General features: G+C 70.4%; 25 protein-coding genes. 15 read left to right on the top strand and 10 right to left on the bottom strand.

Going from position 1 to position 23,903, the window contains the following annotated elements; all coding sequences use genetic code 11:
* Window positions 1–52 precede the first annotated feature (52 nt).
* Entirely contained in the window at window positions 53–688 is a 636-nt protein-coding gene (gene upp, locus CI089_RS15070; protein WP_023952235.1) for a uracil phosphoribosyltransferase, read from the bottom strand.
* 88 nt (window positions 689–776) lie between these two features.
* Here upp and CI089_RS15065 point away from each other — a divergent pair, with 88 nt between their 5' ends.
* The gene (locus CI089_RS15065) at window positions 777–1,208 is read left to right on the top strand and encodes a nucleoside deaminase (RefSeq protein WP_094262528.1); all 432 of its coding nucleotides are present in this window, start codon (window positions 777–779) and stop codon (window positions 1,206–1,208) included.
* A gap of 12 nt (window positions 1,209–1,220) precedes the next feature.
* Here the strand turns inward: CI089_RS15065 and CI089_RS15060 are convergent, their stop codons facing one another.
* Window positions 1,221–2,339, bottom strand: a complete 1,119-nt coding sequence (locus tag CI089_RS15060) for an alpha/beta hydrolase (protein WP_094262240.1) — start codon at window positions 2,337–2,339, stop codon at window positions 1,221–1,223.
* A gap of 114 nt (window positions 2,340–2,453) precedes the next feature.
* On the opposite strand from CI089_RS15060, the gene proC reads away from it, so the two are divergent.
* Entirely contained in the window at window positions 2,454–3,296 is an 843-nt protein-coding gene (proC, locus tag CI089_RS15055; RefSeq protein ID WP_094262239.1) for a pyrroline-5-carboxylate reductase, read from the top strand.
* Between the two features lie 37 nt (window positions 3,297–3,333).
* On the opposite strand, the gene CI089_RS15050 is transcribed toward proC, so the two are convergent.
* Both CI089_RS15050 and CI089_RS15045 read right to left on the bottom strand, forming a co-directional pair.
* Window positions 3,334–4,005 (bottom strand): potassium channel family protein, encoded by a 672-nt coding sequence (locus CI089_RS15050; RefSeq protein ID WP_023952231.1) that lies wholly within the window; start codon window positions 4,003–4,005, stop codon window positions 3,334–3,336.
* Window positions 3,998–5,440: a TrkH family potassium uptake protein gene (locus CI089_RS15045; RefSeq protein ID WP_094262238.1), complete on the bottom strand. Its 1,443-nt coding sequence runs from the start codon at window positions 5,438–5,440 to the stop codon at window positions 3,998–4,000. The genes CI089_RS15050 and CI089_RS15045 overlap by 8 nt, the downstream gene beginning before the upstream one ends.
* Window positions 5,441–5,540: 100 nt before the next feature.
* Here CI089_RS15045 and CI089_RS15040 point away from each other — a divergent pair, with 100 nt between their 5' ends.
* From CI089_RS15040 to CI089_RS15015, 6 genes are all read left to right on the top strand, one after another.
* Window positions 5,541–5,948 (top strand): ArsR/SmtB family transcription factor, encoded by a 408-nt coding sequence (locus tag CI089_RS15040; RefSeq protein WP_023952229.1) that lies wholly within the window; start codon window positions 5,541–5,543, stop codon window positions 5,946–5,948.
* A 99-nt stretch (window positions 5,949–6,047) separates the two neighbouring features.
* Window positions 6,048–6,239 carry a helix-turn-helix domain-containing protein gene (locus CI089_RS15035; protein ID WP_094262527.1) on the top strand — a complete coding sequence of 64 codons (192 nt, stop codon included), beginning with the start codon at window positions 6,048–6,050 and terminating at the stop codon, window positions 6,237–6,239.
* Between the two features lie 83 nt (window positions 6,240–6,322).
* Window positions 6,323–6,421: a 30S ribosomal protein bS22 gene (locus CI089_RS15030; RefSeq protein ID WP_003792170.1), complete on the top strand. Its 99-nt coding sequence runs from the start codon at window positions 6,323–6,325 to the stop codon at window positions 6,419–6,421.
* Between the two features lie 114 nt (window positions 6,422–6,535).
* The gene (locus CI089_RS15025; RefSeq protein WP_094262237.1) at window positions 6,536–6,829 is read left to right on the top strand and encodes a rhodanese-like domain-containing protein; all 294 of its coding nucleotides are present in this window, start codon (window positions 6,536–6,538) and stop codon (window positions 6,827–6,829) included.
* A gap of 16 nt (window positions 6,830–6,845) precedes the next feature.
* On the top strand, window positions 6,846–7,124 hold the full coding sequence (locus CI089_RS15020) for a glutaredoxin family protein (RefSeq protein WP_094262236.1): 279 nt from the start codon (window positions 6,846–6,848) through the stop codon (window positions 7,122–7,124).
* Window positions 7,121–7,423 carry a Dabb family protein gene (locus tag CI089_RS15015; protein WP_094262235.1) on the top strand — a complete coding sequence of 101 codons (303 nt, stop codon included), beginning with the start codon at window positions 7,121–7,123 and terminating at the stop codon, window positions 7,421–7,423. Before CI089_RS15020 ends, CI089_RS15015 begins: the two co-directional genes overlap by 4 nt.
* 35 nt (window positions 7,424–7,458) lie before the next feature.
* Here CI089_RS15015 and CI089_RS15010 read toward each other — a convergent pair whose 3' ends face one another.
* A complete protein-coding gene (locus tag CI089_RS15010) occupies window positions 7,459–8,652 on the bottom strand; it encodes a mechanosensitive ion channel family protein (RefSeq protein WP_094262234.1) in 1,194 nt (397 codons plus the stop codon).
* Window positions 8,653–8,741: 89 nt separating this feature from the next.
* Window positions 8,742–10,082 carry an aspartate--tRNA(Asn) ligase gene (gene aspS / locus CI089_RS15005; protein ID WP_094262233.1) on the bottom strand — a complete coding sequence of 447 codons (1,341 nt, stop codon included), beginning with the start codon at window positions 10,080–10,082 and terminating at the stop codon, window positions 8,742–8,744.
* 99 nt (window positions 10,083–10,181) lie between these two features.
* Here aspS and CI089_RS15000 point away from each other — a divergent pair, with 99 nt between their 5' ends.
* Genes CI089_RS15000 through ccsB form a run of 6 tightly spaced genes read left to right on the top strand, consistent with a single transcriptional unit; the run spans window position 10,182 to window position 15,850 of the window.
* Window positions 10,182–10,904, top strand: coding sequence for a DedA family protein (locus CI089_RS15000; RefSeq protein ID WP_094262232.1), 723 nt, complete (start codon window positions 10,182–10,184; stop codon window positions 10,902–10,904).
* Between the two features lie 25 nt (window positions 10,905–10,929).
* Complete coding sequence (locus tag CI089_RS14995; protein WP_094262231.1) at window positions 10,930–11,571, top strand: histidine phosphatase family protein; 642 nt, start codon at window positions 10,930–10,932, stop codon at window positions 11,569–11,571.
* The gene (locus CI089_RS14990; protein ID WP_094262230.1) at window positions 11,571–12,185 is read left to right on the top strand and encodes a TlpA family protein disulfide reductase; all 615 of its coding nucleotides are present in this window, start codon (window positions 11,571–11,573) and stop codon (window positions 12,183–12,185) included. The genes CI089_RS14995 and CI089_RS14990 overlap by 1 nt, the downstream gene beginning before the upstream one ends.
* Complete coding sequence (locus CI089_RS14985) at window positions 12,182–13,021, top strand: cytochrome c biogenesis CcdA family protein (protein WP_094262229.1); 840 nt, start codon at window positions 12,182–12,184, stop codon at window positions 13,019–13,021. The genes CI089_RS14990 and CI089_RS14985 overlap by 4 nt, the downstream gene beginning before the upstream one ends.
* Window positions 13,002–14,777 (top strand): cytochrome c biogenesis protein ResB, encoded by a 1,776-nt coding sequence (gene resB, locus CI089_RS14980; RefSeq protein ID WP_094262228.1) that lies wholly within the window; start codon window positions 13,002–13,004, stop codon window positions 14,775–14,777. Before CI089_RS14985 ends, resB begins: the two co-directional genes overlap by 20 nt.
* Window positions 14,778–14,782: 5 nt before the next feature.
* Window positions 14,783–15,850: a c-type cytochrome biogenesis protein CcsB gene (gene ccsB, locus CI089_RS14975; protein WP_094262227.1), complete on the top strand. Its 1,068-nt coding sequence runs from the start codon at window positions 14,783–14,785 to the stop codon at window positions 15,848–15,850.
* 155 nt (window positions 15,851–16,005) lie between these two features.
* Here ccsB and CI089_RS14970 read toward each other — a convergent pair whose 3' ends face one another.
* Both CI089_RS14970 and CI089_RS14965 read right to left on the bottom strand, forming a co-directional pair.
* Window positions 16,006–18,057, bottom strand: a complete 2,052-nt coding sequence (locus tag CI089_RS14970; RefSeq protein WP_094262226.1) for a YhgE/Pip family protein — start codon at window positions 18,055–18,057, stop codon at window positions 16,006–16,008.
* On the bottom strand, window positions 18,054–20,879 hold the full coding sequence (locus tag CI089_RS14965; protein ID WP_094262225.1) for an MMPL family transporter: 2,826 nt from the start codon (window positions 20,877–20,879) through the stop codon (window positions 18,054–18,056). Before CI089_RS14965 ends, CI089_RS14970 begins: the two co-directional genes overlap by 4 nt.
* 125 nt (window positions 20,880–21,004) lie before the next feature.
* On the opposite strand from CI089_RS14965, the gene CI089_RS14960 reads away from it, so the two are divergent.
* Complete coding sequence (locus CI089_RS14960; RefSeq protein WP_094262224.1) at window positions 21,005–21,622, top strand: TetR/AcrR family transcriptional regulator; 618 nt, start codon at window positions 21,005–21,007, stop codon at window positions 21,620–21,622.
* A gap of 18 nt (window positions 21,623–21,640) precedes the next feature.
* Here CI089_RS14960 and CI089_RS14955 read toward each other — a convergent pair whose 3' ends face one another.
* Both CI089_RS14955 and CI089_RS14950 read right to left on the bottom strand, forming a co-directional pair.
* Complete coding sequence (locus tag CI089_RS14955) at window positions 21,641–22,636, bottom strand: o-succinylbenzoate synthase (protein ID WP_094262223.1); 996 nt, start codon at window positions 22,634–22,636, stop codon at window positions 21,641–21,643.
* Between the two features lie 46 nt (window positions 22,637–22,682).
* Entirely contained in the window at window positions 22,683–23,816 is a 1,134-nt protein-coding gene (locus CI089_RS14950; RefSeq protein ID WP_094262222.1) for a Fic family protein, read from the bottom strand.
* Window positions 23,817–23,903 lie beyond the last annotated feature (87 nt).

The following is a 23,903-nucleotide window of genomic DNA, read 5'->3' as shown; positions in this document are numbered from 1 at the left end:
GTGCGCTCGATACCCGGGGTGGGGTGGGGTGGGGTGGAGGTGCGGGCGCGGGTCAGTCGACGGTTCCGTAGAGGCGGTCGCCCGCGTCGCCGAGACCGGGCACGATGTAGCCGCGCTCGTCGAGACGCTCGTCGAGCGAGCCCAGGACGAGGGTCACGTCGCGGTCGCCGACCTGCTTCTCGATGGCGGCGAGGCCCTCGGGAGCGCCGAGGATGCAGATCGCGGTGACGTCCTGCGCGCCGCGCTTGAAGATGAAGTCGATCGCGGCGCCGAGCGACCCGCCCGTGGCGAGCATCGGGTCGAGCACGAAGCACTGGCGGTCGCTGAGGTCGTCGGGCAGGCGCTCGGCGTACGTGGTCGGCTCGAACGTCACCTCGTTGCGCGCCATCCCCAGGAAGCCCACCTCGGCGGTGGGGAGGAGCTTGGTCATGCCCTCGAGCATGCCCAGCCCGGCGCGCAGGATCGGCACCACGAGGGGCCGCGGCTTGGCGATCGCGAGGCCCGTCGTCCGGGTCACGGGCGTCTCGATCTCGACCTGCTCGGTGCGGACGTTGCGGGTGGCCTCGTACGCGAGCAGGGTGACGAGCTCCTCGGTGAGCTGGCGGAACACCGGCGAGGTGGTGTTCTTGTCGCGCAGGACCGAGAGCTTGTGGGTGATGAGGGGGTGGTCGGCGACGTGAACACGCATGTGAATGATCCTACGCGGACGGTCCCCGTCTCCTCGGCTCTACGCTGGTGCCGTGACCCTGACGGCATCCGCTGGCGACATCCGCAGCATGACGCGGGCCCTCGAGCTCGCGGAAGCGGCTGCGGCAGCCGGCGACATCCCCGTGGGCGCCGTCGTGACGGATGCGGCGGGTGCGGTGATCGGCGAGGGGAGGAATCTCCGCGAGGCGACCGGCGACCCGACGGCTCATGCCGAGGTTGTCGCGCTGCGCGCCGCGGCGGCCAGGACCGGCTCGTGGAACCTGGCCGGGTGCACCCTCACCGTGACGCTCGAGCCCTGCGTCATGTGCGCGGGCGCGATGCTGCAGGCGCATGTCTCGCGACTCGTCTTCGGCGCGTGGGACGACAAAGCCGGAGCGGCCGGGTCGCAGTACGACCTCGTGCGCGACCGCCGGCTTCCCGTCCGCGCGGAGGTCGTCGCCGGGGTGCGGTCCGCGGAGTCGTCGGCGCTGCTGCGCGCATTCTTCGCGCAGCAGCGGTGAGCACTCGGCCGGTCAGTCCCAGGAGCTGAGGATGATCGCCTCGGTCGGGGGAGCCGGCGAGAGGGGCGTACCGAGGTAACCCATCGTCGACAGGATCGCGGTGCGGACCTTGCCCGGGCGTTCGAGGTGCACGGCGTGCCCGACGCCCTCGATGACCACCTCGGTCACCTGACCGCCCGCCTGGCGGTACCGGTCGAAGACGGCGCGGGTCTGGGCGACCATCTGCTGGGCCGGCGCGGCCTCGACGCCCGGCCAGCCGGGGATCGCGCCGATCTCGCCGAGGTGAGCGCTGTCGGCGAACGAGCCGTCGGCGACGATGACGTCGGCGCCGCCGCGCACCCACAGGATCGGAGGAGCGTCGTAGCCTGCCGCGAGGTCGACGATCGACGAGACGTCGAAGTGCCCCGGGGCGAGGGCGTTCTGCGTGCCGAGCCGGCCCGCGGCGAAGCCGGGCCAGTTCTCGCTCGGGACGCTGTCGCCGGGGTAGTTGCCCTCGGCCGTCGAGGTCGTGAGCATCGCCTCGACCCACGTGTCCTCGTTGTCGGATTCGTAGTCGGGCGAGACGAACGACGTGCGGAAGAACGAACGGGCGGTGCCCTCATCGTCGCCCGCGTCGCGAGCCGTGAGGCGGTCGACGAGGGTCGGGCTGACGGCGCCCGCGCCGCATCCGGCGTCATCGTCGGTCAGGCGCGTGCCGTCGAGCCGCGTGCCGCCGAAGCCGTAGGGCGACACGGGCGAGAGCAGGCTCAGCGAGCGCACCCGGTGATCGAGGGCGTACTGCATCGCGACCGCGGCGCCCAGGCCCCAGCCCACGAGGTGCACGGCATCGAGGCCCAGAGCCTCGAGCGTCGCCCGCACGTCGTCCGAGAAGTCGCGGACGCCGCGCGTCGCGTCGACCGGCAGCCGTTCGGTGTCGCCGAAGCCGCGGAGGTCGATGGCGATCGGGCGGACGTCGCTCGGCAGGTCCTCGATGATCTCCTGCCAGAACAGGCTCGACCCGGGAGCCGTGTGAAGCAGCACGAGCGTGCGGTCGGCCGGGGTCTCGGGGTCGTCTGCGGCGCGTTCGAGGATGTTCACCGCCAGGCGCGACGTCTCGATGGTGCGTGGCGTGATGCCGTCGAAGAGGGGCATGGCGGGATCCTTCGCTCTGCTCTGCGCGGCGAGCGCCTCCGCGCCCGCGGACGCTTCGACTCTACCTCGCGCCCGTTCCCTCCGCTGGGAAACGGCCGGACTTAAGATGGCCGCATGCCCGACCTCGTCGCCCTGCCCCCGATCGCCATCCTCGGAGCCGGTTCGATGGGGGGTGCGGTGCTGTCGGGGCTCGTGGCCTCGGGCGCCGCGGCCGGAGGAGTGACCGTCACCAACCGCACCGCCGAGAAGGCCGCCGCCCTCGCCGACCTGCCGGGAGTGACGAGCGTCGCGCTCGCCGACACTCCCACGGGCAACACGGATGCCGCGGCCGCTGCCGATGTGGTCCTGATCGGCGTCAAGCCCGCGATGGTGCCCGACCTGCTGCGCGAGATCGCGCCGGTGCTGCGCCCGGGGGCGGTGGTGGTGAGTCTCGCCGCGGGCGTCACGATCGACACCTTCGCCGGGATCCTGGGGTCGGATGTCGCGGTCATCCGGTCGATGCCCAACACCCCCGCCGTCGTCGGGAAGGCCGTCACGGGGCTGGCTGCCGGCCCCGCGGCATCCGATGCGCACCGGGCGACCGTGCGCGCGCTCTTCGAGACGTGCGGCGTGGTCGTCGAGGTGCCGGAGGGGCAGATCGACGCCCTGTCGACGATCTCGGGCTCGGGTCCCGCCTACGTCTTCCTGCTGATCGAGGAACTCACGCGGGCTGCGGTCGGCAAGGGCTTCGCCGAGGCCGAGGCGCGGGTGATGGCCGAGCAGACGTTCATCGGTGCCGCCGCTCTGCTCGACGCGTCGGGGGAGGACCCGGCGGAGCTGCGCCGGCGCGTCACGAGCCCGAAGGGCACCACCGAGCGAGCGATCGCCGTGCTGCAGGAGGCCCGCCTCGACGACGTCTTCGCGCGCGCGACCGACGCGGCGCTGGCCCGCGCCCGAGAGCTCGCCGCCGGCGCCTGACCCCGGCATACCGCGACATCGCGGCGGCGAAACCGGGTCAGCGGTCGAGGGAGGCGAAACGCTCGATGTCGGAGTTGGTGCCCGAGACGATGATGAGGTCGTGGTTGGTGACGACCGTGTTCGCCTCGGCGTAGCGGAACGGCTTGCCCGGGCTCTTGACCCCGACGACGGTGACGCGGTATTTCGTCCGCACGCCCGACTCGTTGAGGCCGACGCCGCGGATGAACTTCGGCGGGTACATCTTCGCGAGCACGAAGTCGTCGTCGAAACGGATGAAGTCGAGCATGCGCCCGCTCACGAGGTGCGCGACGCGCTCGCCGGCCTCGCGCTCGGGGTAAACGACGTGATTGGCACCGACACGGGCGAGGATCTTGCCGTGCGACTGCGAGACCGCCTTCGCCCAGATCTGCGGGACCTTCAGGTCGACGAGGTTCGCGGTGATGAGCACGGAGGCCTCGATCGACGAGCCGACGGCGACGACGGCGACCTGGAAGTCCTGCGCACCGATCTGCTTGAGCGCGTCGAGGTTGCGGGCGTCGGTCTGCACCGCGTGCGTGACGCGCTCCGACCACTTCTGGACGAGCTCGAGGTTGTCGTCGATCGCGAGCACTTCGCGGTCGAGGCGGTCGAGCTCGCCCGCGCAGGCGGCGCCGAAACGGCCCAGCCCGATGACCAGGACGGGAGCGTCGCTCCGGATCTGCTCAACCAACGATCGGCCTTTCGACGGGCAGGGCGTACAACTGCGAACGGGATGCCGCGGCCACCGCTGCAGCGAGAGTCACTGTACCAACGCGTCCCATGAACATGACGAGGGCCATGACGTACACCGCCGGGTCGGGCAATTCGGCCGTCAAGCCTGTCGACAGCCCGACGGTCGCAAAGCCGGAGATCACGTCGAACAGCACCTCGTCGACGGGGGCCTTGGTGATCTGCGCGATCGTGACCGTGCCGATCGCGACGATCGTGGCGCTCCACGCGACGACCGAGAGGGCGACGCGCTGGACGTCGCTGGGGATGCGGCGGCGGAACACCTGCACCGACGGGCGCCCCTTCGCCTCGGACCACACGGCGAGGGCGAGCACGGCGAGGGTCGTGACCTTGATGCCGCCGGCGGTCGAGGCCGAGCCGCCGCCGACGAACATGAGCATCGATCCGACGATGAGGGACGAGCCGTGCATCTCGCCGATGTCGATGATGGAGAAGCCGCCCGACCGGGTCATCGCCGAGATGAAGAAGGCCTGGAACGTGGTGTCCCACGCCTCCATCGAGCCGAAGGTCGCGGGATTGTCGTACTCGAGGAGCAGGAAGACGCCGGCGCCCGTGAAGAACAGGATGACCGTCGTGATGATCGTGAGCTTCGCGTGCAGCGACCACGCCCGCACGTGCCACTGGTGGCGCCAGAGCGTGAAGATCACCGGGAAGCCGATGGAGCCCAGGAACACCCCGGCCATGAGCACGGTGAGCATGACGTAGTCCTGGGCGAACGGCTGCAGTCCATCGGCGTTCGGCGAGAAGCCGGTGTTGGTGAAGGCCATCGCCGCGTAGTATGGCGCCTCCCACAGCGCGGTGAGCGGGTCGACGCCGCCGAACAGCAGTGAGGGATACAGCAGGATCGCCAGGCCCGCCTCGATGACGAGCGTCGACAGCGCGACGGTGCGCAGCAGCAAGCCGACCTCGCCGAGGCGGACGGCCTGACCTTCGTTGACGGGACCACCGTGTGCGCGCATCGGATTGCTGTCGCCGGCGGCGATGAGCTTCGCGCGCAGGCCGAGACGCTTGGAGATGACGAGTCCCAGGATCGACGCGAGGGTCAGCACGCCGAGCGCACCGACGTTGACGCCGATGTAGATGAGGACGTGACCGAACGGCGACCAGTGCGTGGCCATGTCGACGGTCGCGAGCCCGGCGACGCAGATCGTCGACACCGCGGTGAACAGCGCGTCGGCGAACGGTGTGGCACGGCCCGATGCGGATGCCGCGGGCAGGGAGAACAGCGTCGTGAAGACGAGGATCAGCGTCGAGAAGATCAGAACCGCGAACCGGGAGGGGGAGGCGGTCGCCAGATCGCGACCGGCATCCCAGGCGCTGCGCCCGAAACCACCGAGGCGGTTGAGGACGATCGCGCCGACGGACCTGTCCGCCATGCGTGTTCCTCCCCACGATCGCAGCTGTTGCTCCCGGCGCCGCGGTAGGTCGGTGCCGATGTCATGGTACTCGGGCGCGCGCGCCGACTAACCTGATGGCATGGCGGACATCTTCGACGTGATCGCCGACGGTACCCGTCGGGACATCCTGAGGCTCTTGCTCGATCGGGACTCCGATCCGCGCTCCTCCGGGACGAGCGTCTCGCAGATCGTGAGCGAGCTCGGCGTGAGCCAGCCGACGATCTCGAAGCACCTCAAGGTGCTGCGCGGGGCCGAGCTCGTCACCGTGCGGGAGGAGGGGCAGCACCGCTACTACAGCCTGTCTCCCGAGCCGCTCGACGTCGTCGACGACTGGCTCGTCCCCTTCCTCTCCTCCGAGGCCTACGACGCCGAGCCCGTCGCCGCCCTTCCCGAGCAGGCCGTGGCTGCGGCCGAGCTGGTCGGCCGGGCCGCGGCATCCGCGAAGCACGCCGTCACGAGCGTGTTCGGCAAACGGTCCGGACGCTGACGCAGGTACGCTCGCCCCGTCGGGACAACAGGCGTCACTTCGGTTTACACGCGTCGCGCGCGACCCCTAGAGTGTTCGCATCCGGGGAAAGGGATGACGATGGCCGAGCTGCCCGATGTGCGCTTCCTCACTGTCGCGGAGGTGGCCGAGATCATGCGGGTGTCGAAGATGACGGTGTATCGCCTCGTGCATTCCGGCGAACTGCCCGCGGTGCGCTTCGGCCGCAGCTATCGCGTCCCCGAGTCGGCGGTGCGCGACGCCGTGCAACGGCCGATCGCCGACGTCGGCTAGACTGATCCGAGGCATTTTTCGCGAGGTGCCTGTTCCCGGACGCAGACGAGATGCGTCCAGACCCTGACATAGTGAGGTTTTCCGTGGGTTCTGTCATCAAGAAGCGCCGCAAGCGCATGGCGAAGAAGAAGCACCGCAAGCTGCTTCGCAAGACTCGCCACCAGCGCCGCAACAAGAAGTAAGTCGCGGCGACGTCACTGAGCGCCCCGTTCGGCTCCGGCCGAGGGGCGCTTCGTGCTTTCCGGATGCGGCCGCCCCGCCTCGCCGCGGCCTAGGCTGAACGTGGAGGAACGAGCATGAAATCCATCACCATCGACGAGCTCCGCGCGGGCCGCGACATCCCCCTCATCGACGTGCGCGAGGATCACGAGTTCGCCGCGGGACGCGTCCCGGGTGCGATCAGCATCCCGATGTCGCAGCTCGGCGATCGCATCGACGAGCTGCCCGACGGTGCCTTCGACGTCATCTGCCAGGCCGGCGGACGATCGGCGCAGGTCGTCGCCGCCCTCGAGGCGCGCGGCTACGACGCGACGAACGTCACCGGCGGCACGGGCGAATGGGCCGCGCGCGGCTTCGAGCTCGAGCGCTGAGAGCGCCGCGCCACCGATGTCCACGCTGACGCTCATCTCCAAGCCCGGCTGTCACCTCTGCGACGTCGCCCGAGAGATCGTCGACACGGTCGTGGCCGACCTGCCCGGCGACGCGGAGGTCGAGGTCGTCGAGAGGTCGATCTTCGACGACCCGGCGCTCTTCGAGCGGTGGTGGGAGAAGATCCCCGTCGTGTTGATCGACGACCGCCTTCACGCGCACTGGCGCGTGTCCGCCGACCGGCTGCGCGCCGCGCTGACCGACGAAACCCCGACCCCGACCGAGGAGTCCGCATGACCATCCGCCACGTCGTCGCCTGGAAGCTCGCCGCCGAAGACGCCGACACCCGAGCCGAGCAGGCCGCCGAGGTGGCACGCCGCATCCAGGGCCTGGTCGGTGTCGTCCCCTCGATCCGCTCACTGAGCATCGGGCCGAACGCGGCCTACGCCGATGTCAACGGCGACGTCGCCCTCGTCGCCGACTTCGACGACGTCGCCGGTCTGGAGGCGTACCAGGTGCACCCGGCTCACCAGGAGGTCGCCGCCTTCGTCCGCGGCGTCGTCGCGAGTCGGATCTCGGTCGACTTCGAGGTCTGACCCGCCGGCCTCGACCGGCCCGGCCCGGGGGTCTCTCAGTCCCGCCGATCGCGCTCGGCGAGCTCCTCCGTCATGACCACCGGGATCGCGTTCGTGAACGTGCTCGCCCGGCGCTCGGCCTCGGCACTGCCGGTGAAGAGCCCGTCGTTGGTCGGTGTGGGGTCGTGCGTGACGTGGTGGTCGCTGCCGTGGCCGGGGGCCGCGGCATCCGACATGACGATCCGCTGCACCGGAACGGCCTGCGGCATCGTGCGCTGCACCCATGTGACCATCGCCTCGCGCACGAGGCAGCGGAGGTCGAACAGGGTGGGGGCGTCCTTCGCGGTGACCAGGATGCGCACACGCACATAGCCGGCGACGGCATCCGTCACCTGCAGCACGGAGGTCCGGCGATCCCAGAGGTCGGTCTTCTCGAGCACGTCGTGCAGGTGGGCTCGCATCGCGGCGGGGGAGACGTTCCAGTCGAGGTCCATCTCGACGGCGCCCAGCAGCTCCGAGCCGCGCCGGGTCCAGTTCTCGAACGGGGTCGTGGTGAAGTAGGTGCACGGCAGGACGAGGCGCCGGTCGTCCCAGAGATCGAGGACGACGTAGCTCAGGGTGATCTCGCCGACGCGGCCCCACTCGCCGTCGGCCACCACGACATCGTCGACGCGGAGAGCATCGCTGAAGACGATCTGAAGGCCCGCGAAGACGTTCGCGAGCACGGACTGGGCGGCGAGTCCCGCGACCACCGATGCGATACCGGCCGAGGCCAGGACGCTCGCGCCCACCGCGCGGACGGAGTCGAACGTGAGCAGCACCGCCCCGATGCCGATCACGATGATGATCGCGACGGCGAGGCGGCGCACGATCAGCATCTGCGTACGGATGCGGCGGGCGACGCGGTTGTCGGGCACGTCGATGCGGTAGCGGCCGAGAGCGACGTCGGTGACGACGAGTACGAGGGATGCGAGCAGCCAGGCGCTCGCGGCGATGATGACGATCGTCAGGATCTGTCCGAGGACCGACCGCCACAGCTCATCGGGGAACGCCGTCTGCACCGCCGCCCACAGCACGATGGCGACGAGCAGGGAACGGAACGACGCACGCGAACGGCGGCTGAGGACCTCGGGCCAGCGCTGCCGTCGCGCGGCGATGCGCAGCGCGACATGAGCGACCACCGCGATCACGACCGCGACCGCGAGGCCCACCAGCACAGCGACGGCGAACTCCATCCACCCGTCCCACATATGTTCTGCTCCTTCCATCACGGAAGAAGCCACGATACGTGCGACGGCGAACGCCGGCTGAGCGCTTGCCGGGTGCGCGGGGGGATGTGTTACGGGGCGAGGCGCGTCGGACCGCGGAAGAGGTAGGTCACCTCGCGGATCGACGATTCGCCGAGCAGCAGCATCAGCACGCGCGCGAGACCCATGCCGAAACCGCCGTGCGGCGGGGCGCCGTAGCGGAAGAAGTCGAGGTAGAAGTCGAGGTGCTCGGGGTCGAGCCCCTTCTCCTTGGCCTGCTCGATGAGCACGTCGACGCGATGCTCGCGCTGTGCGCCGGTCGTGATCTCGACGCCGTTGAAGAGCAGATCGTACGACTTGGTCAGCCCGGTCTCCTCGTCGCGCATGTGGTAGAACGCGCGGATCTCGGGGTGGTAATCGGTGATGAAGACGAACTGGTGCCCGTACGTCTCCAGCACGTGCGCCGAGATCTGGCGCTCGCCCTCGGGGTCGAGGTCGCCGTCGGTGCGCGGGATGTCGTATCCGCGTGCCGCGACGATCTCACGGGCCTCGGCGAGGGGGATGCGCGGGAACGGGGTCTGCGGAACCTGCACCTCGACGCCGAACAGCTCCGCGATCTCGTCGCCGTGCTTGTCCTTGACGGCCTGGAAGGCGAACTGCAGGAGCTCCTCCTGCATCGCGGCGACGTCCTCGTGCGAGTCGATCCAGCTGATCTCGGCGTCGATCGAGGTGAACTCGGTCGCGTGTCGCGAGGTGAAGGACGGGTCGGCGCGGAAGACGTCGCCGATCTCGAAGATCTTGCCGAAGCCCGCGGACTGCGCCATCTGCTTGAAGAACTGCGGGCTCTGGGCGAGGTACGCGGTCTTGTCCTCGAAGTAGGGCACCTCGAACAGCTCGGCGGCCGATTCGGATGCCGAGGCCATGAGCTTGGGGGAGTGGATCTCGATGTAGTCGCGCTCGATCCAGTACGTGCGCATCGCGTGCTCGAACGTCGTCTGCACGCGGAAGATCAGGTTGTTGCGGCGCTGGCGCAGGTCGAGGAAGCGCCAGTCCATGCGCTTGTCGAGACCGGAGTCGGCGGCGATGGGCGTCTCGGGGAGGGCGGCGGCCGCGATGTCGAGAGCGCCGACCTTGATCTCGACGCCGCCGAGCTTGACGCGCTCGTCGTGCTTGAGCTCGCCCGTGACGGTGAGGAAGGTGCCCGTCGAGAGGTTCGAGATCAGCTCGGTGAGGGCGAGGGCCGCGGCATCCTGCTCGCTGCCGTCCTCCGCCGGCCGGGTGGCGGGGTTGACCAGCTGCACGGCGCCGGTCTCATCGCGGAGGATGACGAACTGCACCTTCTTCTGATCGCGGACGGTCTCGACCCATCCGGACACCGAAACGGGGCCGTCGGGGCGGGCCTGCAGCTGCTGGACGAGAACGCGTTCACTCACGAGGGGAGAGTCTACGCGTCCAGCTATCTCCGACGTCGCGGCCCTAGGCTGTGCGCGGGGCCCGCCCGGGCATCCGATCACCGAGCGCGAAGGCACCCGATGACCGTCATGACCCGCACCGCCTACGCGCACGCGTCGGACGCCTCCGCCGATGAGGGCGGGTCGTGGCTGACGACGCTCGCCGACTGGACCGTCTCGCTGATGGACACGATCGGGCCGGCCGGCGCCGCGATCGCGGTCGGGATGGACAACCTCTTCCCGCCGATCCCCAGCGAGGTCGTGCTTCCGATGGCCGGGCTGGCGGCATCACGCGGGTCGTTCACGCTCGCGGAGGCGATCCTGTGGACCACCTTCGGATCGGTCGCCGGGGCGTTCATCCTGTATCTCCTCGGCCGGTGGCTGGGCGCGGATCGTCTGCGCCGGATCGCCGACCGGATGCCGCTGGTGACCGGCGACGACGTGGTGCGGTCGGTGCACTGGTTCGAGAAGCACGGGTCGATCGCCGTGTTCTTCGGCCGGATGGTGCCGCTGTTCCGGAGCCTCATCTCGATTCCCGCGGGCGTCGCACGGATGCACTGGTGGAAGTTCGGGCTGCTCACGACGGCGGGCAGCCTCATCTGGAACTCCATCTTCGTGATGGCGGGCTTCCTCCTCGGCGAGAACTGGCACATCGTCGAGCAGTACGCCGAGATCTTCCAGCTGATCGTGATCATCGTCGTCGCGGTGCTCGTCGTCTGGTTCATCGTCTCCCGTGTGCGCGAGCTGCGGCGAGGACGGGCCTCGGGCCCGGGCACCGCACCCGAGCGCTCAGGGTCCGCATAGGAGCCGCCGCCGTAGACTGGAGACCGTGCCCGCAGCCCGTCTCCATCTCGTGCGCCACGGTGAGGTCCACAACCCCCAGCGCGTGCTCTACGGACGGCTGCCGCACTTCGGGCTGAGCGAGGACGGCCGGCGCATGGCGCGCTCCGCTGCCGAGTACGTCTCGTCGCTCGACCGGCCGGTCACCGCCTTGATGTCGTCGCCACTGCAGCGCACGCGTGAGTCGTCGGAGCCGTTCACCGAGCTCTTCGGCCTCGACCCCGTCATCGACGAGCGCGTCATCGAGCCGCACAACGTCTTCGAGGGGCGGCGCATGCGCAACGCCCTCGTCAATCCCTGGAACTGGTGGCACCTGCGCACGCCCGCCACGCCGAGCTGGGGAGAGCCCTACCTCGAGATCGTCGCGCGCATGGATGCCGCGATGCGGGATCTGTGGCACGCGACGGATTCGGGCGACGTCGTGATCGTCTCGCACCAGCTGCCGATCTGGATCACCCACCTCGCGATCGCGGGCGAGCCGCTGCGCCATGACCCCCGTCGGCGCCGGTGCGCCCTCTCGAGCGTCACGAGCTTCGAGCTCGGTGACGGGGGAGAGCGCGCTGCGTGGCGCGAGGTCGCGTACGCCGAGCCCGCGTCGACCGCGGGCGCCGTCGATGTAGGAGCCGTCTGATGAAGCGCCGCCTCGTGGCCGCCGTCCTCGCCCTCGGGCTCGCGGCGGGTCTCGCCGCCTGCTCGAACCCCAACGACGACCTCGCCGGGCAGTACCGCGACGGCGACAACAAGGGGTTCATCTCGGGCGACGGCACGACGACGGAGATCCCCGAGGCCGAGCGCGGCGCTCCGATCGAGTTCACCGGAACGGCCGTCGACGGCTCGACGATCTCGAGCGCGGACTACGCCGGAAAGCCGCTCGTCCTCAACTTCTGGTACGCCCAGTGCGGACCGTGCCGCGCCGAGGCGCCGCTGCTCGAAGAGGTCTACACCGACACGCAGGAGGTCGGCGCGGAGTTCCTGGGCATCAACATCTACGACGGACCCGAGCAGGCGTCGGCTTTCGAGCAGAACTACGGCATCAGCTATCCCTCGCTCCTCATGCAGGGCGACGGTGAGCTGAAGCTCGCGCTCGCGGCATCCGCGTCGGTGCAGGCGGCGCCGACGACGCTCGTGCTCGACACCGAGGGCCGGGTGGCCGCCCGCATCGTCGGGCAGCTGCGGGATGCCGGCATCCTGCGCACCCTCGTCGAGGACGCCGCGAAGGCGGGCGCCGGCGCGGGATCGTCGTGAACCCGGGCGAGATCGTCTTCGGCGGAGCCCTGTGGCTCGCGGTGCCGATCGCCGTGCTCGCGGGCCTCGTGTCGTTCCTCTCGCCGTGCGTGCTGCCCCTCGTGCCCGGATACCTCGGCTTCCTCGGCAGCGCGGTCACCCCGCGCGAGCCCGCCGGGCAGGCGGCCGGCCGCGATGAGACTCGGAGAATCGCGCGAACCTCGGAGGATGCCGCCGGGTCGGTCCGCGTTTCGACGGATTCTCCGACGTCGGCGCCGGGCCGCGGTCGCCTGCTGCTCGGCGTCGGGCTGTTCATCGCGGGCTTCACCGTCGTCTTCCTCGCGATGGGGGTCTTCGCGGGTACGGTCGGCCGCGTCTTCTTCGAGTACCAGGAGGCCATCACGCGCGTCCTCGGCGCCATCGTGATCGTCCTGGGGCTCGTGTTCGTCGGCATGTTCGGCTTCGCGCAGCGGATCTACCGGCCGCAGCTGCGGCAGAACCTCGGCCTCGCCGGAGCGCCGCTGCTCGGCATCGCGATGGGCATCGGGTGGGCTCCCTGCATCGGTCCGACCCTCGCCGCGATCCTCTCGATCGCCCTCAGCCAGGCCGATCCCACCCGTGCGGGGGTTCTCGCGGTCGCGTACTCCCTGGGGCTCGGCATCCCCTTCGTCCTGCTGGCGCTGGGCGCGAGCTGGGCCACCCGCTCGGTCGCCTTCGTGCGCCGGCACATCCGCGTCGTGAACATCGCCGGGGGAGCGCTGCTGGTCGTCCTCGGCCTGCTGATGGTCACCGGCGTCTGGACCACGATCATGTCCGTCTTCCAAGGAGTGGTGGCCGGTGTCCCGACCTTCCTCTGACCAGGCCGATCCCTCGGCGCCGCTGCGACCGGGCGACCACTCCGACGCCCCCGACGACAGCGGGACGGACGGCGACCGCCCGATCACGCAGCCCCAGCTCGGGCTCGTCGGGTGGCTGCGGTGGGGCTGGCGGCAGCTGACGAGCATGCGCACGGCGCTCGTGCTGCTGCTCCTGCTCGCGATCGCGGCCATTCCGGGGTCGATCGTGCCCCAGCGCAGCGCCGACCCCAACGGCGTGACGCAGTGGCGCACCGACAATCCCGACCTGTATCCGATCCTCGACGCGCTGCAGCTGTTCGACGTCTACACCTCGGTGTGGTTCTCGGCCATCTACATCCTGCTGTTCGTCTCGCTCGTCGGATGCGTCATCCCCCGCACGAAGCACCACTGGCAGGCGCTGAAGTCGCGCCCGCCCCGCACCCCCGTGCGCCTGTCCCGGCTGGCCGATCACCGCACGGTCGGCGTCGCTCTGAGCGAGGACGAGGATGCCGCGGCCGCGGCGTCGGCGGCCGTCGACGAGGCCCAGCGACAGCTGCGCAAGTCGGGCTACCGCGTCGAGCGCTACGACACGGGCCCCGTGGCATCCGTGTCTGCCGAGCGCGGTTATCTGCGCGAGACGGGCAACCTCGTCTTCCACGGTGCGCTCGTGGGTGTGCTGATCTCGGTCGGCATCGGCGGCGGGCTGACGTACACCGGCCAGACCGTCATCGTCGAGGGCGACACGTTCGTCAACTCGCTCGGCCTCGGCTACACCTCGTTCAACCCGGGCCGCTTCGTCGACACCGACCAGATGCCGCCCTACTCGCTGACCCTCGACAAGTTCGACGTGACGTACGGCCCGTTCAGCGGGGGACCGGGCCACGGGATGGCCGGTGACTTCCTCGCCCACCTCACGGTGACCGAGCCCGGGCAGGAGCCGCGCGACGGCGAGGTGCGGGTCAACCACCCCTACGGGATCGAGGGTGACCGCGTCTACCTGATGGGCAACGGCTACGCTCCCACGATCACCGTCCGCGACGCCGCCGGCGAGGTCGTGTTCAGCGAGGACGTCCCCTTCCTGCCGCAGGACAACAACATGACCTCGATCGGTGTCGTCAAGATCGCCGACGGGATGCCGAAGCAGCTCGGATTCGCGGGCTTCTTCTACCCGACGGCCGCGACGCTCGAGACGGGGGCGATCGCCTCCGCCTACGGCGACCTCACCAACCCGCTCGTGACCTTCCGCGTCTACGAGGGCGACCTCGGCATCGACGACGGCACCCCTCGCTCGGTCTACACCCTCGACCCGACCGGCATGGAGCAGATCGCCGGTGGCGATTCGGGGGTCGCGTCCCTCGAGCTCGAACCCGGTCAGACCGTCGACCTGCCCGGCGGGCGCGGCACCGTGACGTTCGAGGACCAGCGCGCGTCCGGAGCCGAAGCCGCGGTCAAGCGCTACGTCTCGCTCTCGATCCACCGCGATGTGGGAGCGCCGTTCGTGCTCGTCTTCGCGATCCTCGCCACCCTCGGCCTGCTCGCGGGGCTCTTCGTGCCGCGGCGGCGCCTGTGGGTCAAGGCGACCCCGGTCGACGGCGCGATCCGCCTCGAGTACGCCGGCCTCGCCCGCGGCGAGGACCCCGCGATCGCGCAGGCGGTCGCCGACATCTCCCGCAGTCACCTCGCCGCCCTCGGGCGCGACGAGGTCGAGCTGCCGCCCGAGGCCGAGCGTCCGCGCCGTCCCCGCCCCGCCCGCGCGCAAGCGCCCGACGTAAACTGAGGATCATGCCCGAAGACCTGTCGCTGGATGCCGTCTCGGTCCTGCTCGTCTGGACAGCCGTGGCTGTCTACGCGCTGGCTTTCATCGCCTACGCGGTCGATCTGGCTCGTCGTTCCGACCTCGCGCTGAAGACGAAGGACTCCGTCCCCGCGACCGCCGCCGCTCCGGTCCTGGTCGCGGCCGGCGGCGCCCAGACGATCGGCGAGATCCGCGCCGCGGAGGCGCAGGCCGAGCTCGCGCTCAACGCCCGTCCCGCCGACCGCCCTCGCCTGCTGTGGGCGCGCATGGGCACGACCCTGACCTGGATCGGGTTCCTCTTCCACCTCGGAGCGACCGTGCTGCGCGGCATCGCCGCCGAGCGGGTGCCGTGGTCGAACATGTACGAGTTCGCCCTCACCGGGCTGCTCCTCGTGGTGATGGTCTACCTCGTCGTGCTCTTCCGGTACGACCTCCGGTTCCTCGGCACCTTCATCACCGGGCTCGCGGTCGTGCTGCTCGGCGGCTCGGTCCTCAACTTCTACGTCGCGGTGGTGCCGCTCGCCGACCCGCTGAAGTCGATCTGGCTCGTCATCCACGTCTTCGTCGCCTCGCTGGCGTCGGCGTTCTTCGCGCTCGCGTTCGCCCTGTCGATCGTGCAGCTCATGCAGGCGCGACGCGTGGCACGCGCCCTGGCTCGCGCAGGCGCAGACGCGGGGGACGCGGCATCCGCGGCATCCGCTCCTCGGCGCGACGGGGCGCGGTTCCTGCGTACGCTGCCGAGTGCCGACGCCCTCGAGTCGCTCGCCTACCGCTTCGCGATCATCGGCTTCATCTTCTGGACCTTCACCCTCATCGCGGGCTCGATCTGGGCCAACGACGCGTGGGGTCGCTACTGGGGCTTCGACACGAAGGAAGTGTGGACCTTCGTCATCTGGGTGCTCTACGCCGGATACATCCACGCGCGCGCCACGCGCGGCTGGCGCGGAAACCGCAGCGCCTGGCTGTCGATCGTCGGCTTCTCGGCGGTGCTGTTCAACTTCATCATCGTCAACCAGTTCTTCAAGGGTCTGCACGCCTACAGCGGCCTGAGCTGACTCTCGGGATCGCCGACCGGGTCGCGGTCGCCCGTGGTGTTGGGCGTCGCTTCGGTTGGCAGGCTATGCCCATTCCTGCTGCGCGAAGGGGCGTGACCTGCCAACTGACGCGTCCGCCCCGCCCCGCGCGAGGCGAGGCGGGGCGAGGCGGGGTCTCAGGCGGTGGCGGGGCGGAGCACCGCACGCACCGAGGTCGTGCGCGCCCGGGCCGTGACGATCACCGTGACCACGAGCGAGATCGCCGTCCACACGAGCAGTCCCGCGACCGCGGCGCCGGCACCTCCCGCCGACGTGAGCACCGCGAGGAGGCCCTGGTAGGCGGATGCCGTCGGCAGCAGGCCCGCGATCTGCGAGAGCACGCCCGGCACGGTCGAGACCACCCCCGTGGCGACCGCGAGCACGGCGACACCTGCCGCGACCCAGCGGCCCGCTCCGCCGAGCAGCGCCACGAGGGCCTGGTTCACGGCGGCGAAGGCGACACCCGCGAGGGCCGAGAGCCCCGCGAACGCGGCCCACGTCCACGGATCGTACGAGGCGGCGAGCTGCACGACGACGGCGACGAGCACGCCCTGCACGAGCCCCACCACGGCGGCGGGCGCGAAGGCGCGGAGCGTCAGCAGGAACGAGGGGCGCCGCGAGGTCAGCGCACCGCGGGGGACGGCCTGCAGCGCGACGAACGATCCGATCGCGCCGAGCCACAGCGCGAGGCCCGTGAGGAGCGGAATGGCCGAGGCGCCGAACAGCTCGGCTCCCAGTCCTTCGGCCTCGACCGGGGCCGCGACGACGCTCGCGAGGTCGGTCGCCTGCTGGTCGGTGTACGAGGGCAGCGCGGCCGTCGCGGTGTCGAGGCCGTCGGCGAGGGTGCCCGTGCCGTCGGCGACGGTTCCGACACCGGTCGCGAGGTCGGTCGCACCGCCGGCCAGCTCGCCGGCGCCGGACGAGAGCTGCGCTGCACCATCGGCGGCGGAGGAGGCACCCGTCGCGAGGGCCGAGGCGCCGGAGGCCAGCTGGCCGCCTCCCGCCGCGAGGGCGTCGGCGCCGTCGGCGAGCTCGGTCATGCCGTTCGCGAGCTGCGTCGCCGCGCCCGCCGCCTGCTGCAGGCCGGAGATCAGCTCGGGCGCCGAGGCGGCCAGTCCCGAGACCTGACCGGCGATCTGGCCCGACTGGCCGATCACGCCGGTGACCTCGGGCAGGGCGCTCTGCGTGCGCTCGGAGACGGCGCGAAGGGCGTCGCAGACCTGTGCCGATCCACCGTTGGCCTCGCAGCTGGCCGAGACCGCGGCGAGCTCTGCGGCCGCCTGCGTGACCCCGCCGGCGATGCGGTCGGAGTTCTCGGCGAGGTACTGCGCCCCGGCGACCGCCTCGGCGGGGATCTCGGGAACGCTGATCCCGTTCAACGACTGCGACAGCTGGGTCGCGAACTCGTTGGTGCCGCCCGCGAGAGTGCGGGCTCCCTGCGCCCAGGTGGTCAGGCCCGTCTGGGTCGCCGCGGCGCCGTCGGAGAGCTGCGAGGCACCGGTCGCGAGCTGGCCCACCCCGTCCGAGAGGGTTCCGGCCCCGCTCGCCAACTGGCCCGCACCGTCGGCGAGCTGCGTCGCACCGTCGGCTGCCTGCCGCCCGCCGTCGGCGAGCTGACGCGCGCCGGAGGCGGCATCCCCGAGCTGATCTCCCAGCGTCGTGAAGCCGAGGAACACGTTCTCGAGGTAGACCGTCGAAAGCTGCGACCCCATGAGGGATGTTGCGGCCTGCGTGATCTGCGCCGTGATGGCGTCGTCGACGACGAGGCTGTCGGGAGCGGTGTCGACACGGATCGTGGCCTTCTCCGGCGTGCCCCCGGGAGCGGTGGAGGTGGCCGCCGCCGAGAAGCCGCTCGGAATGGTGACGACGGCGTCATACGTGCCGTCGGCGAGGCCCGCCCGGGCGTCCTCGTCGTTCGAGATGACCCAGTCCAGGTTGCTCGGGACCTCGTCCGACCCGGCGACGAGTCCGGCGGTCAGCTGGCGGCCGAGAGGAGCGAGCTGACCGTTGATCTCGACGGCCTGATCGTCGTTCACGATGGCCGCGCGCATGTTGCCGAGCCGTTCGACGGGGTTGTACAGCGCCGCGACCAGCACACCGCCGATGAGGACGGGCAGCAGGATGACGCCCACGATCGTGAGCCAGGTGACGGGCTTGCGCGAGCGGGCGCGTTCGATGGGCAGGGTCATGACGAGATCACCTCGGTGTTCGGGTGCGACGGTTCGGACGCGGTTGCCGCGGGTGCGCCGCCGTGCAGGGGGAGGGTGCGGGGAGCGGGGCGGTGCGCCTCGGCGAGGATGTCGAGCACGCCGAGCTCGCGCCGGACGATGGCGACGACGGTGAGGGCGCCTGCCCCCGCATGACGGTCGTCGAGGTCGGATGCCGCGTCGCGAAGCACTGCGGCGGCCTGGTCGCGGTCGGCGCCGGTGAGGGCGTCGAGCCCGTCGACGACGACGATCGTCGTGCCGCCGGCCGTGGCGCGACGGAGCTCGGCCACCGGGTCGGTCGTGCCGTCGAGCAGCGCGAGGCCGACGTGAGAACGGACCCACGGCGCTCGCTCGGGCAGCAGGTGCCCCCCGACGCGGAGCAGCCCGCCGTCGACGCGGAGACGCCCGGAGACGGCGAGGGCGAAGGCCCGGCCGACCCGCGGATCGGGGTGGGAGACGACGAGCGATTCGCCGGGCTCGACGCGGAAGGTCGCGCCGGAGAAGACCGCGGTGTGGCCGTCGTCGTCGGCGTGGACGGCGACATCCTCTCCGACCAGGGCGGCCGAGGTGTTGCGCTCGGGCCATTCGCGCAGCGACAGCTCGCGCTCGACGGCCTCGCCCTCGATGTCGAAGTGGGGGAGGATGCGGTCGAGCCAGCGCGGCATCCACCAGGCCTTCTCGCCGAGCAGCGCCATGACGGCCGGCACGAGCGTCATGCGGATGAGGAATGCGTCGACGGCGATGCCGACGGCGAGCCCCAGGGCGATCGGCTTGATCGAGGAGTCGCCCTCGGGGACGAAGGCGGCGAAGACGGCGAACATGATGACCGCCGCTGCCGTCACGACGCGTGCGGACGAGGTGAAACCGGAGCGGACGGCCCCGACAGCGGTGAGGCGGTCGGCGCGGCCGCCCCGGTCGCGGCGCGCATGGACGTAGTCCTCGCGCATCCGCGAGACGAGGAAGACCTCGTAGTCCATCGCGAGCCCGAACAGGACGCCCATGAGGATGATCGGCATGAAGCTGATGACGGGCCCCTCGCGCGTGACGTGCAGCAGGTCGGCGAACCAGCCCCACTCGAAGACGGCGGCCACGACGCCGAAGGCGGCGAGCACCGAGAGAAGGTAGCCGAGGGCGGCCTTGATCGGCACCCAGATCGATCGGAACACGATCGTCAGCAGGATCAGGGAGAGCCCGACGACGAACACGCCGAAGGGCAGGAGCGCTTCGCCGAGCCGGTCGGAGATGTCGATGCCGACCGCGGTGAACCCGGTGACCTTGAGGTCGACGCCGTACTCGTCGAGCAGTCGGTCGTGCTGTGCCCGCAGCTCGCGTACGAGGTCGGCGGTCTCGGGGGAGTCGGGTGCGGTCTCGGGCACGATCTGCACGAGCCCGGTGTCGGCGGTCTCGTTGGGGGTGGCGAGGGCCACCTCCTTCACGCCGGGGATGGTCGCGATGTCGTCGCCGATGTCCTGCATCAGGGTCAGCGGGTCGTTCGAGGTGACGATCGTTCCCGTCATGATGAGCGGGCCGTTCGCGCCGGGGCCGAAGTGCTCGGCGGTGAGGTCGTACGCCTGCCGGGCCTCGCTCGAGGGCGGCTGCACCCCCGCGTTGGGGAGGGCGAGGGTGAGGCTCGCCGACGGGATCGCGACGACGCCGAGGCCCACGATGACCGCGATCGTCGTGACGAGGGGATGCCGCGTGACGCCGCGCACCCAGCGCTCCGAGAACGACCGGCGCGGCGCGGCCGGGCGCTTCCGCGACCGCTTCGCCCGACGGGGCCAGCCGGCGACGCGAGCTCCGGCGAACCCGAGCAGCGCGGGGGTGAGGGTGACGGCGACGACGACCGCGATCGCGACCGCGACCGCCGCAGCGATGCCCATCGTCGTGAGGAAGGGGATGCCGGCGAAGCTCAGGCCGATCAGCGCGATGAGAACCGTGATGCCCGCGAAGGCGACGGACGATCCCGCGGTTCCGGTCGAACGGGCGGCGGACTCCTCGGGGTCCATGCCCGCGCGCACCTGGTCCTGATGTCGCGCGGCGATGAAGAGCGAGTAGTCGATGCCGACGGCCAGGCCGAGCATGACCGACAGCAGCGGGGTCGTCGACGACACCGACGCGAACTGGGTGGCGACGAAGATCATCGACGTCGCCAGAGCCACGCCGATCAGGGCGCTGATCAGGGGGAACCACGACACCGCGAACGAGCGGAACGTGACGATGAGGACGAACAGCGCCACGAGCACGCCGATCACCTCGACGATCGACAGTGCCGGGATCGAGGTCGAGAACAGGTCGCCGCCGAGGGCGATCTGCGTGCCGTCGGGGAGGTCCGATCGCATCCGGTCGGCCACCGAGGTGAGCGCGTCCTTCGTCTCGGCGCTGACCGAGGTCGCCTCGCCGTCGAACTGCACGCGGACGATCGCGGCCCGATCGTCCTCCGAGACCAGGCCGGATACGGTCTGGTCGAACGGATCGGTCACGGCCAGGACGTCGTCGCCGAGGTCTCCGAACGCCGTCACGGTGTCGGCGATCTCGCCGGCGAACGGCTCATCGCGCACGCTCTCGCCGTCGGGTGCGACGACGACCAGCTGCGCGCTCGTGCCGCTCGCCTGGGGGAAGGTGCGGTTCAGCAGCTCCAGTCCCTCCTGCGCCTCGGTTCCGGGGATCGAGAAGGAGTTGTCGGTGCCCTTGTTCAGCAGTGCAGCACCGCCGCCGGCGATGACGAGGATCAGCAGCCATGCGGTGAGCACGCGCCAGGGGTGACGGAACGACCAGCGTCCGAGGGTGAACAGGAGTGTGGACACGGGCGCTCCAGGTCTGATCGATCGTCACGGTTGTTCGATACAGCGCTGTATCCGATACACCAATGTATCCTAGGTTCATCACGCATCGGTCAGGCTGGACGATCGGTGTGAACACGAGGAGCACCATGGACGCCGAGGCACGCACAGCCACCCGCAGTCGCGAGAACACGCGCGCCCGGCTGCTCGATGCCGCCGCGGAGGTCTTCGCCGAGGTCGGTCTCGACGCGGCATCCGTCGAGGCCGTCTGCGACCGCGCAGGGTTCTCCCGCGGCGCCTTCTACTCGAACTTCGACTCCAAGGGCGAGCTCTTCCTCGCCCTGGTCGAGCGGTCCTCCAGCGAGAAGCTCGACCTGGTCGCCGACCGCGTACGCACCCTCGATCGCACCGCGGCGCCCGATCCGTCCCTGCTCGTTCCCCAGATCGTCGACGTCTCGCTCGGGGGCATGGAGCCCCGGCTGGTGTCGGAGCTGCGCACGCAGGCATTGCGCGACGAACGGATGGCCGAGGCCTACCTTCGCCTGCAGGACGGCATCGTCGAGCGGGTGCGGATGATCGTCGACGACATCCGGAAGGTCTACGAGCTGCGCTTCCGGCTGCCGATCACGGAGGTCGCGCAGCTCATGGTCGATCTCTCCGATGCAACGTGCGAGCGGGCGGCGGTCGAAGGGCTCGGCGAAGCGGAGACGACGCGGCTGCTGCACGAGCGCATCGGGCAACTCGCGACCGCGCTCCTCGACGCCTGAGGCCCGAGCGGTCTCCCGTCAGTGCTGTCGCGCGAGCACCGAGTGGCACCGCTCCAGCCGCTCGCGCCACCACCGCTGCCGCTCCGCAGACGGGGCGAGCGCGGTGACGGCATCCCGGTCCACCGCGACCCGTCCGGTCGCGAGCTCGCCCGAGACCGGACGCAGGGCGGGGCTTGCGACGTCGGCGGCGAACAGCGAGGCCGTTCCCAGACCGCAGTCGAAGTCGAGCTCGGGGAGAGCGGCCGCCAGGGCGATCCCCATCGACAGGCCGACGCTCGTGTCGAGGGCGCTCGAGACCACCGCGGGTAGACCTGCCTCCGCGACGATCGCGAGCGCACGCCGGACGCCTCCGAGCGGCTGCGCCTTGATGACGAGCAGATCGGCGGCGCCGGCCCGCGCCACCGCGAGCGGGTCGTCGGCCTTGCGGACGCTCTCGTCGGCGGCGACGGGAATTCCCATGTAACGCACACGGCGGCGCAGCTCGGCGAGCTCCTCGACGCTCGCGCACGGCTGCTCGACATACTCGAGATCGAACTCCGCCAGTGCGTGGAGCGCGTGCTCGGCCTCGTCGAGGTTCCACGCGCCGTTCGCGTCGATCCGCACACGTCCCTCGGGGCCGAGCGCCTCGCGCACTGCCCGCACGCGGGCCACGTCGTCGGCGAGCACCTGGCCGCGCTCCGCGACCTTGACCTTGACCGTGCGGCATCCGTCGTACCGCGAGAGCACCTCGGCGACGCGCTCGGCCGCGACGGCCGGCACGGTGGCGTTCACGGCGACGCGCTCGCGGACCGGCGCGGGCATCGCGGTCCAGCCGAACTCGAGCGCGGCGGCCAGCCAGGTCGCGGCCTCACCGTCGTCGTACTCGGTGAACGGCGAGAACTCGGTCCAGCCCTCCGGCCCCTCGAGCAGCAGCGCCTCTCGCACGTCGACACCGCGGAAACGCGTCGTCAGCGGCAGTGCCACGACGTGCGACCGGTCGAGCAGCTCGGCCAGGGAGGGGAGGGATGTCGTCATGTCATGGTCTCCATGTCGAGCGCGTCGAGGGGGGCTTACGGGGGGATCAGTCGCCTGCGAGCATCCTCGGCAGGTAGCCGAGCGCGTCGAGTCGACGGATGAGTCTGGGGGCGAGCGGCCCACGGGAGAGGGAGAGGCGGTAGAAACGTGGCCCCCGGTCTGCGGCTCGGAGAAGTCGTCGATCGACGAGCCCGCGGATGGCCCGGGATCGGTGAGAGGGAGTGCCGGGGATATCTGACGTCAGGTCGCCCGCTTTCACGACGCCGTGCCGGAGAGCCCTCCGCAGCGCTGCGTGCTCTTCCGCGCTCACCAGACCATCGTCATGCAGACTGTCGAGCGCTGGCCCGACCAGCTGATCGATCACGAACGTGTGCTGTTGCAACCGGACGAGTCTCGCCACATCATCGCGGATGCCTCCCACGAAGAATGCCGCCCACGCGATGGTGCCCTCGTCACTGAGGTCGTCGGCCGCCTCAAGCGCGGAGATGTACGCGTCGCGATCATTGCCGAAGACCGCCGTGGGGTTCAGCGCGCTGTACCCGCGCCTGGCGAAGATCGTGCGACGGAGCATCGCGTACGTGAAGAGACGGGATACGCGACCGTTGCCATTACCGAACGGGTGAATCCACACGAAGCGGTGATGAGCGATCGCGATCTGCAGCATCTGCTCGTGGAGGGGAAGCTCGGCGTTCGCGAACTCGAGCAGTGTGGTCATCTCGGCATGGACGCTGACCCAGGACGGCGGAACATGCGCGGAGTTGACGATGGCGACGTCGTGCTGGCGATACGAGCCCGGGGTGCGATCCCCTTCTCGCATGAGATCTGCGACGGCGCGACGGTGCAGTTCTCGTATGAAGCCGTGGGTGATGGGGACGGACGGGTCGACGTCGTCGATGAAGCGCGCGGTCGACACGATGTTCGTGATCTCTCGAAGCGGATCGGCCACGGTGTCCTCACCGCTCTCGATCTGCCCGATGGCGTCGTACACCGTGGTGTGGTTGCCTTCGATGCGCGCAGACACCACACTCATGACGAAATCGAACAGCCGATGGAGCTCGACGAAGGTCTCGGGCGGTGTGTCGCCCGTGCCGATGTCCGCGCGCAGGCGCTCGATCTCGAACAGAGTCGACACGAGCGCGGAGCCGAAGTCGAGCCGAGGGATCGAGTATTCGCCCTCCACGACCTACCTTCTTTCCGGAACGCCCGCGACTATTTGCATCAACTGTACTCCTTGGTCTGGAAAACAGGGAGCGCGGTTGAGCGGATG

Origin of the sequence: Microbacterium sp. Yaish 1 (assembly GCF_002245215.1) — a bacterium.
In the GTDB taxonomy this organism is placed as follows: domain Bacteria; phylum Actinomycetota; class Actinomycetes; order Actinomycetales; family Microbacteriaceae; genus Microbacterium.
This window is presented reverse-complemented; position numbering and strand designations above follow the sequence as displayed.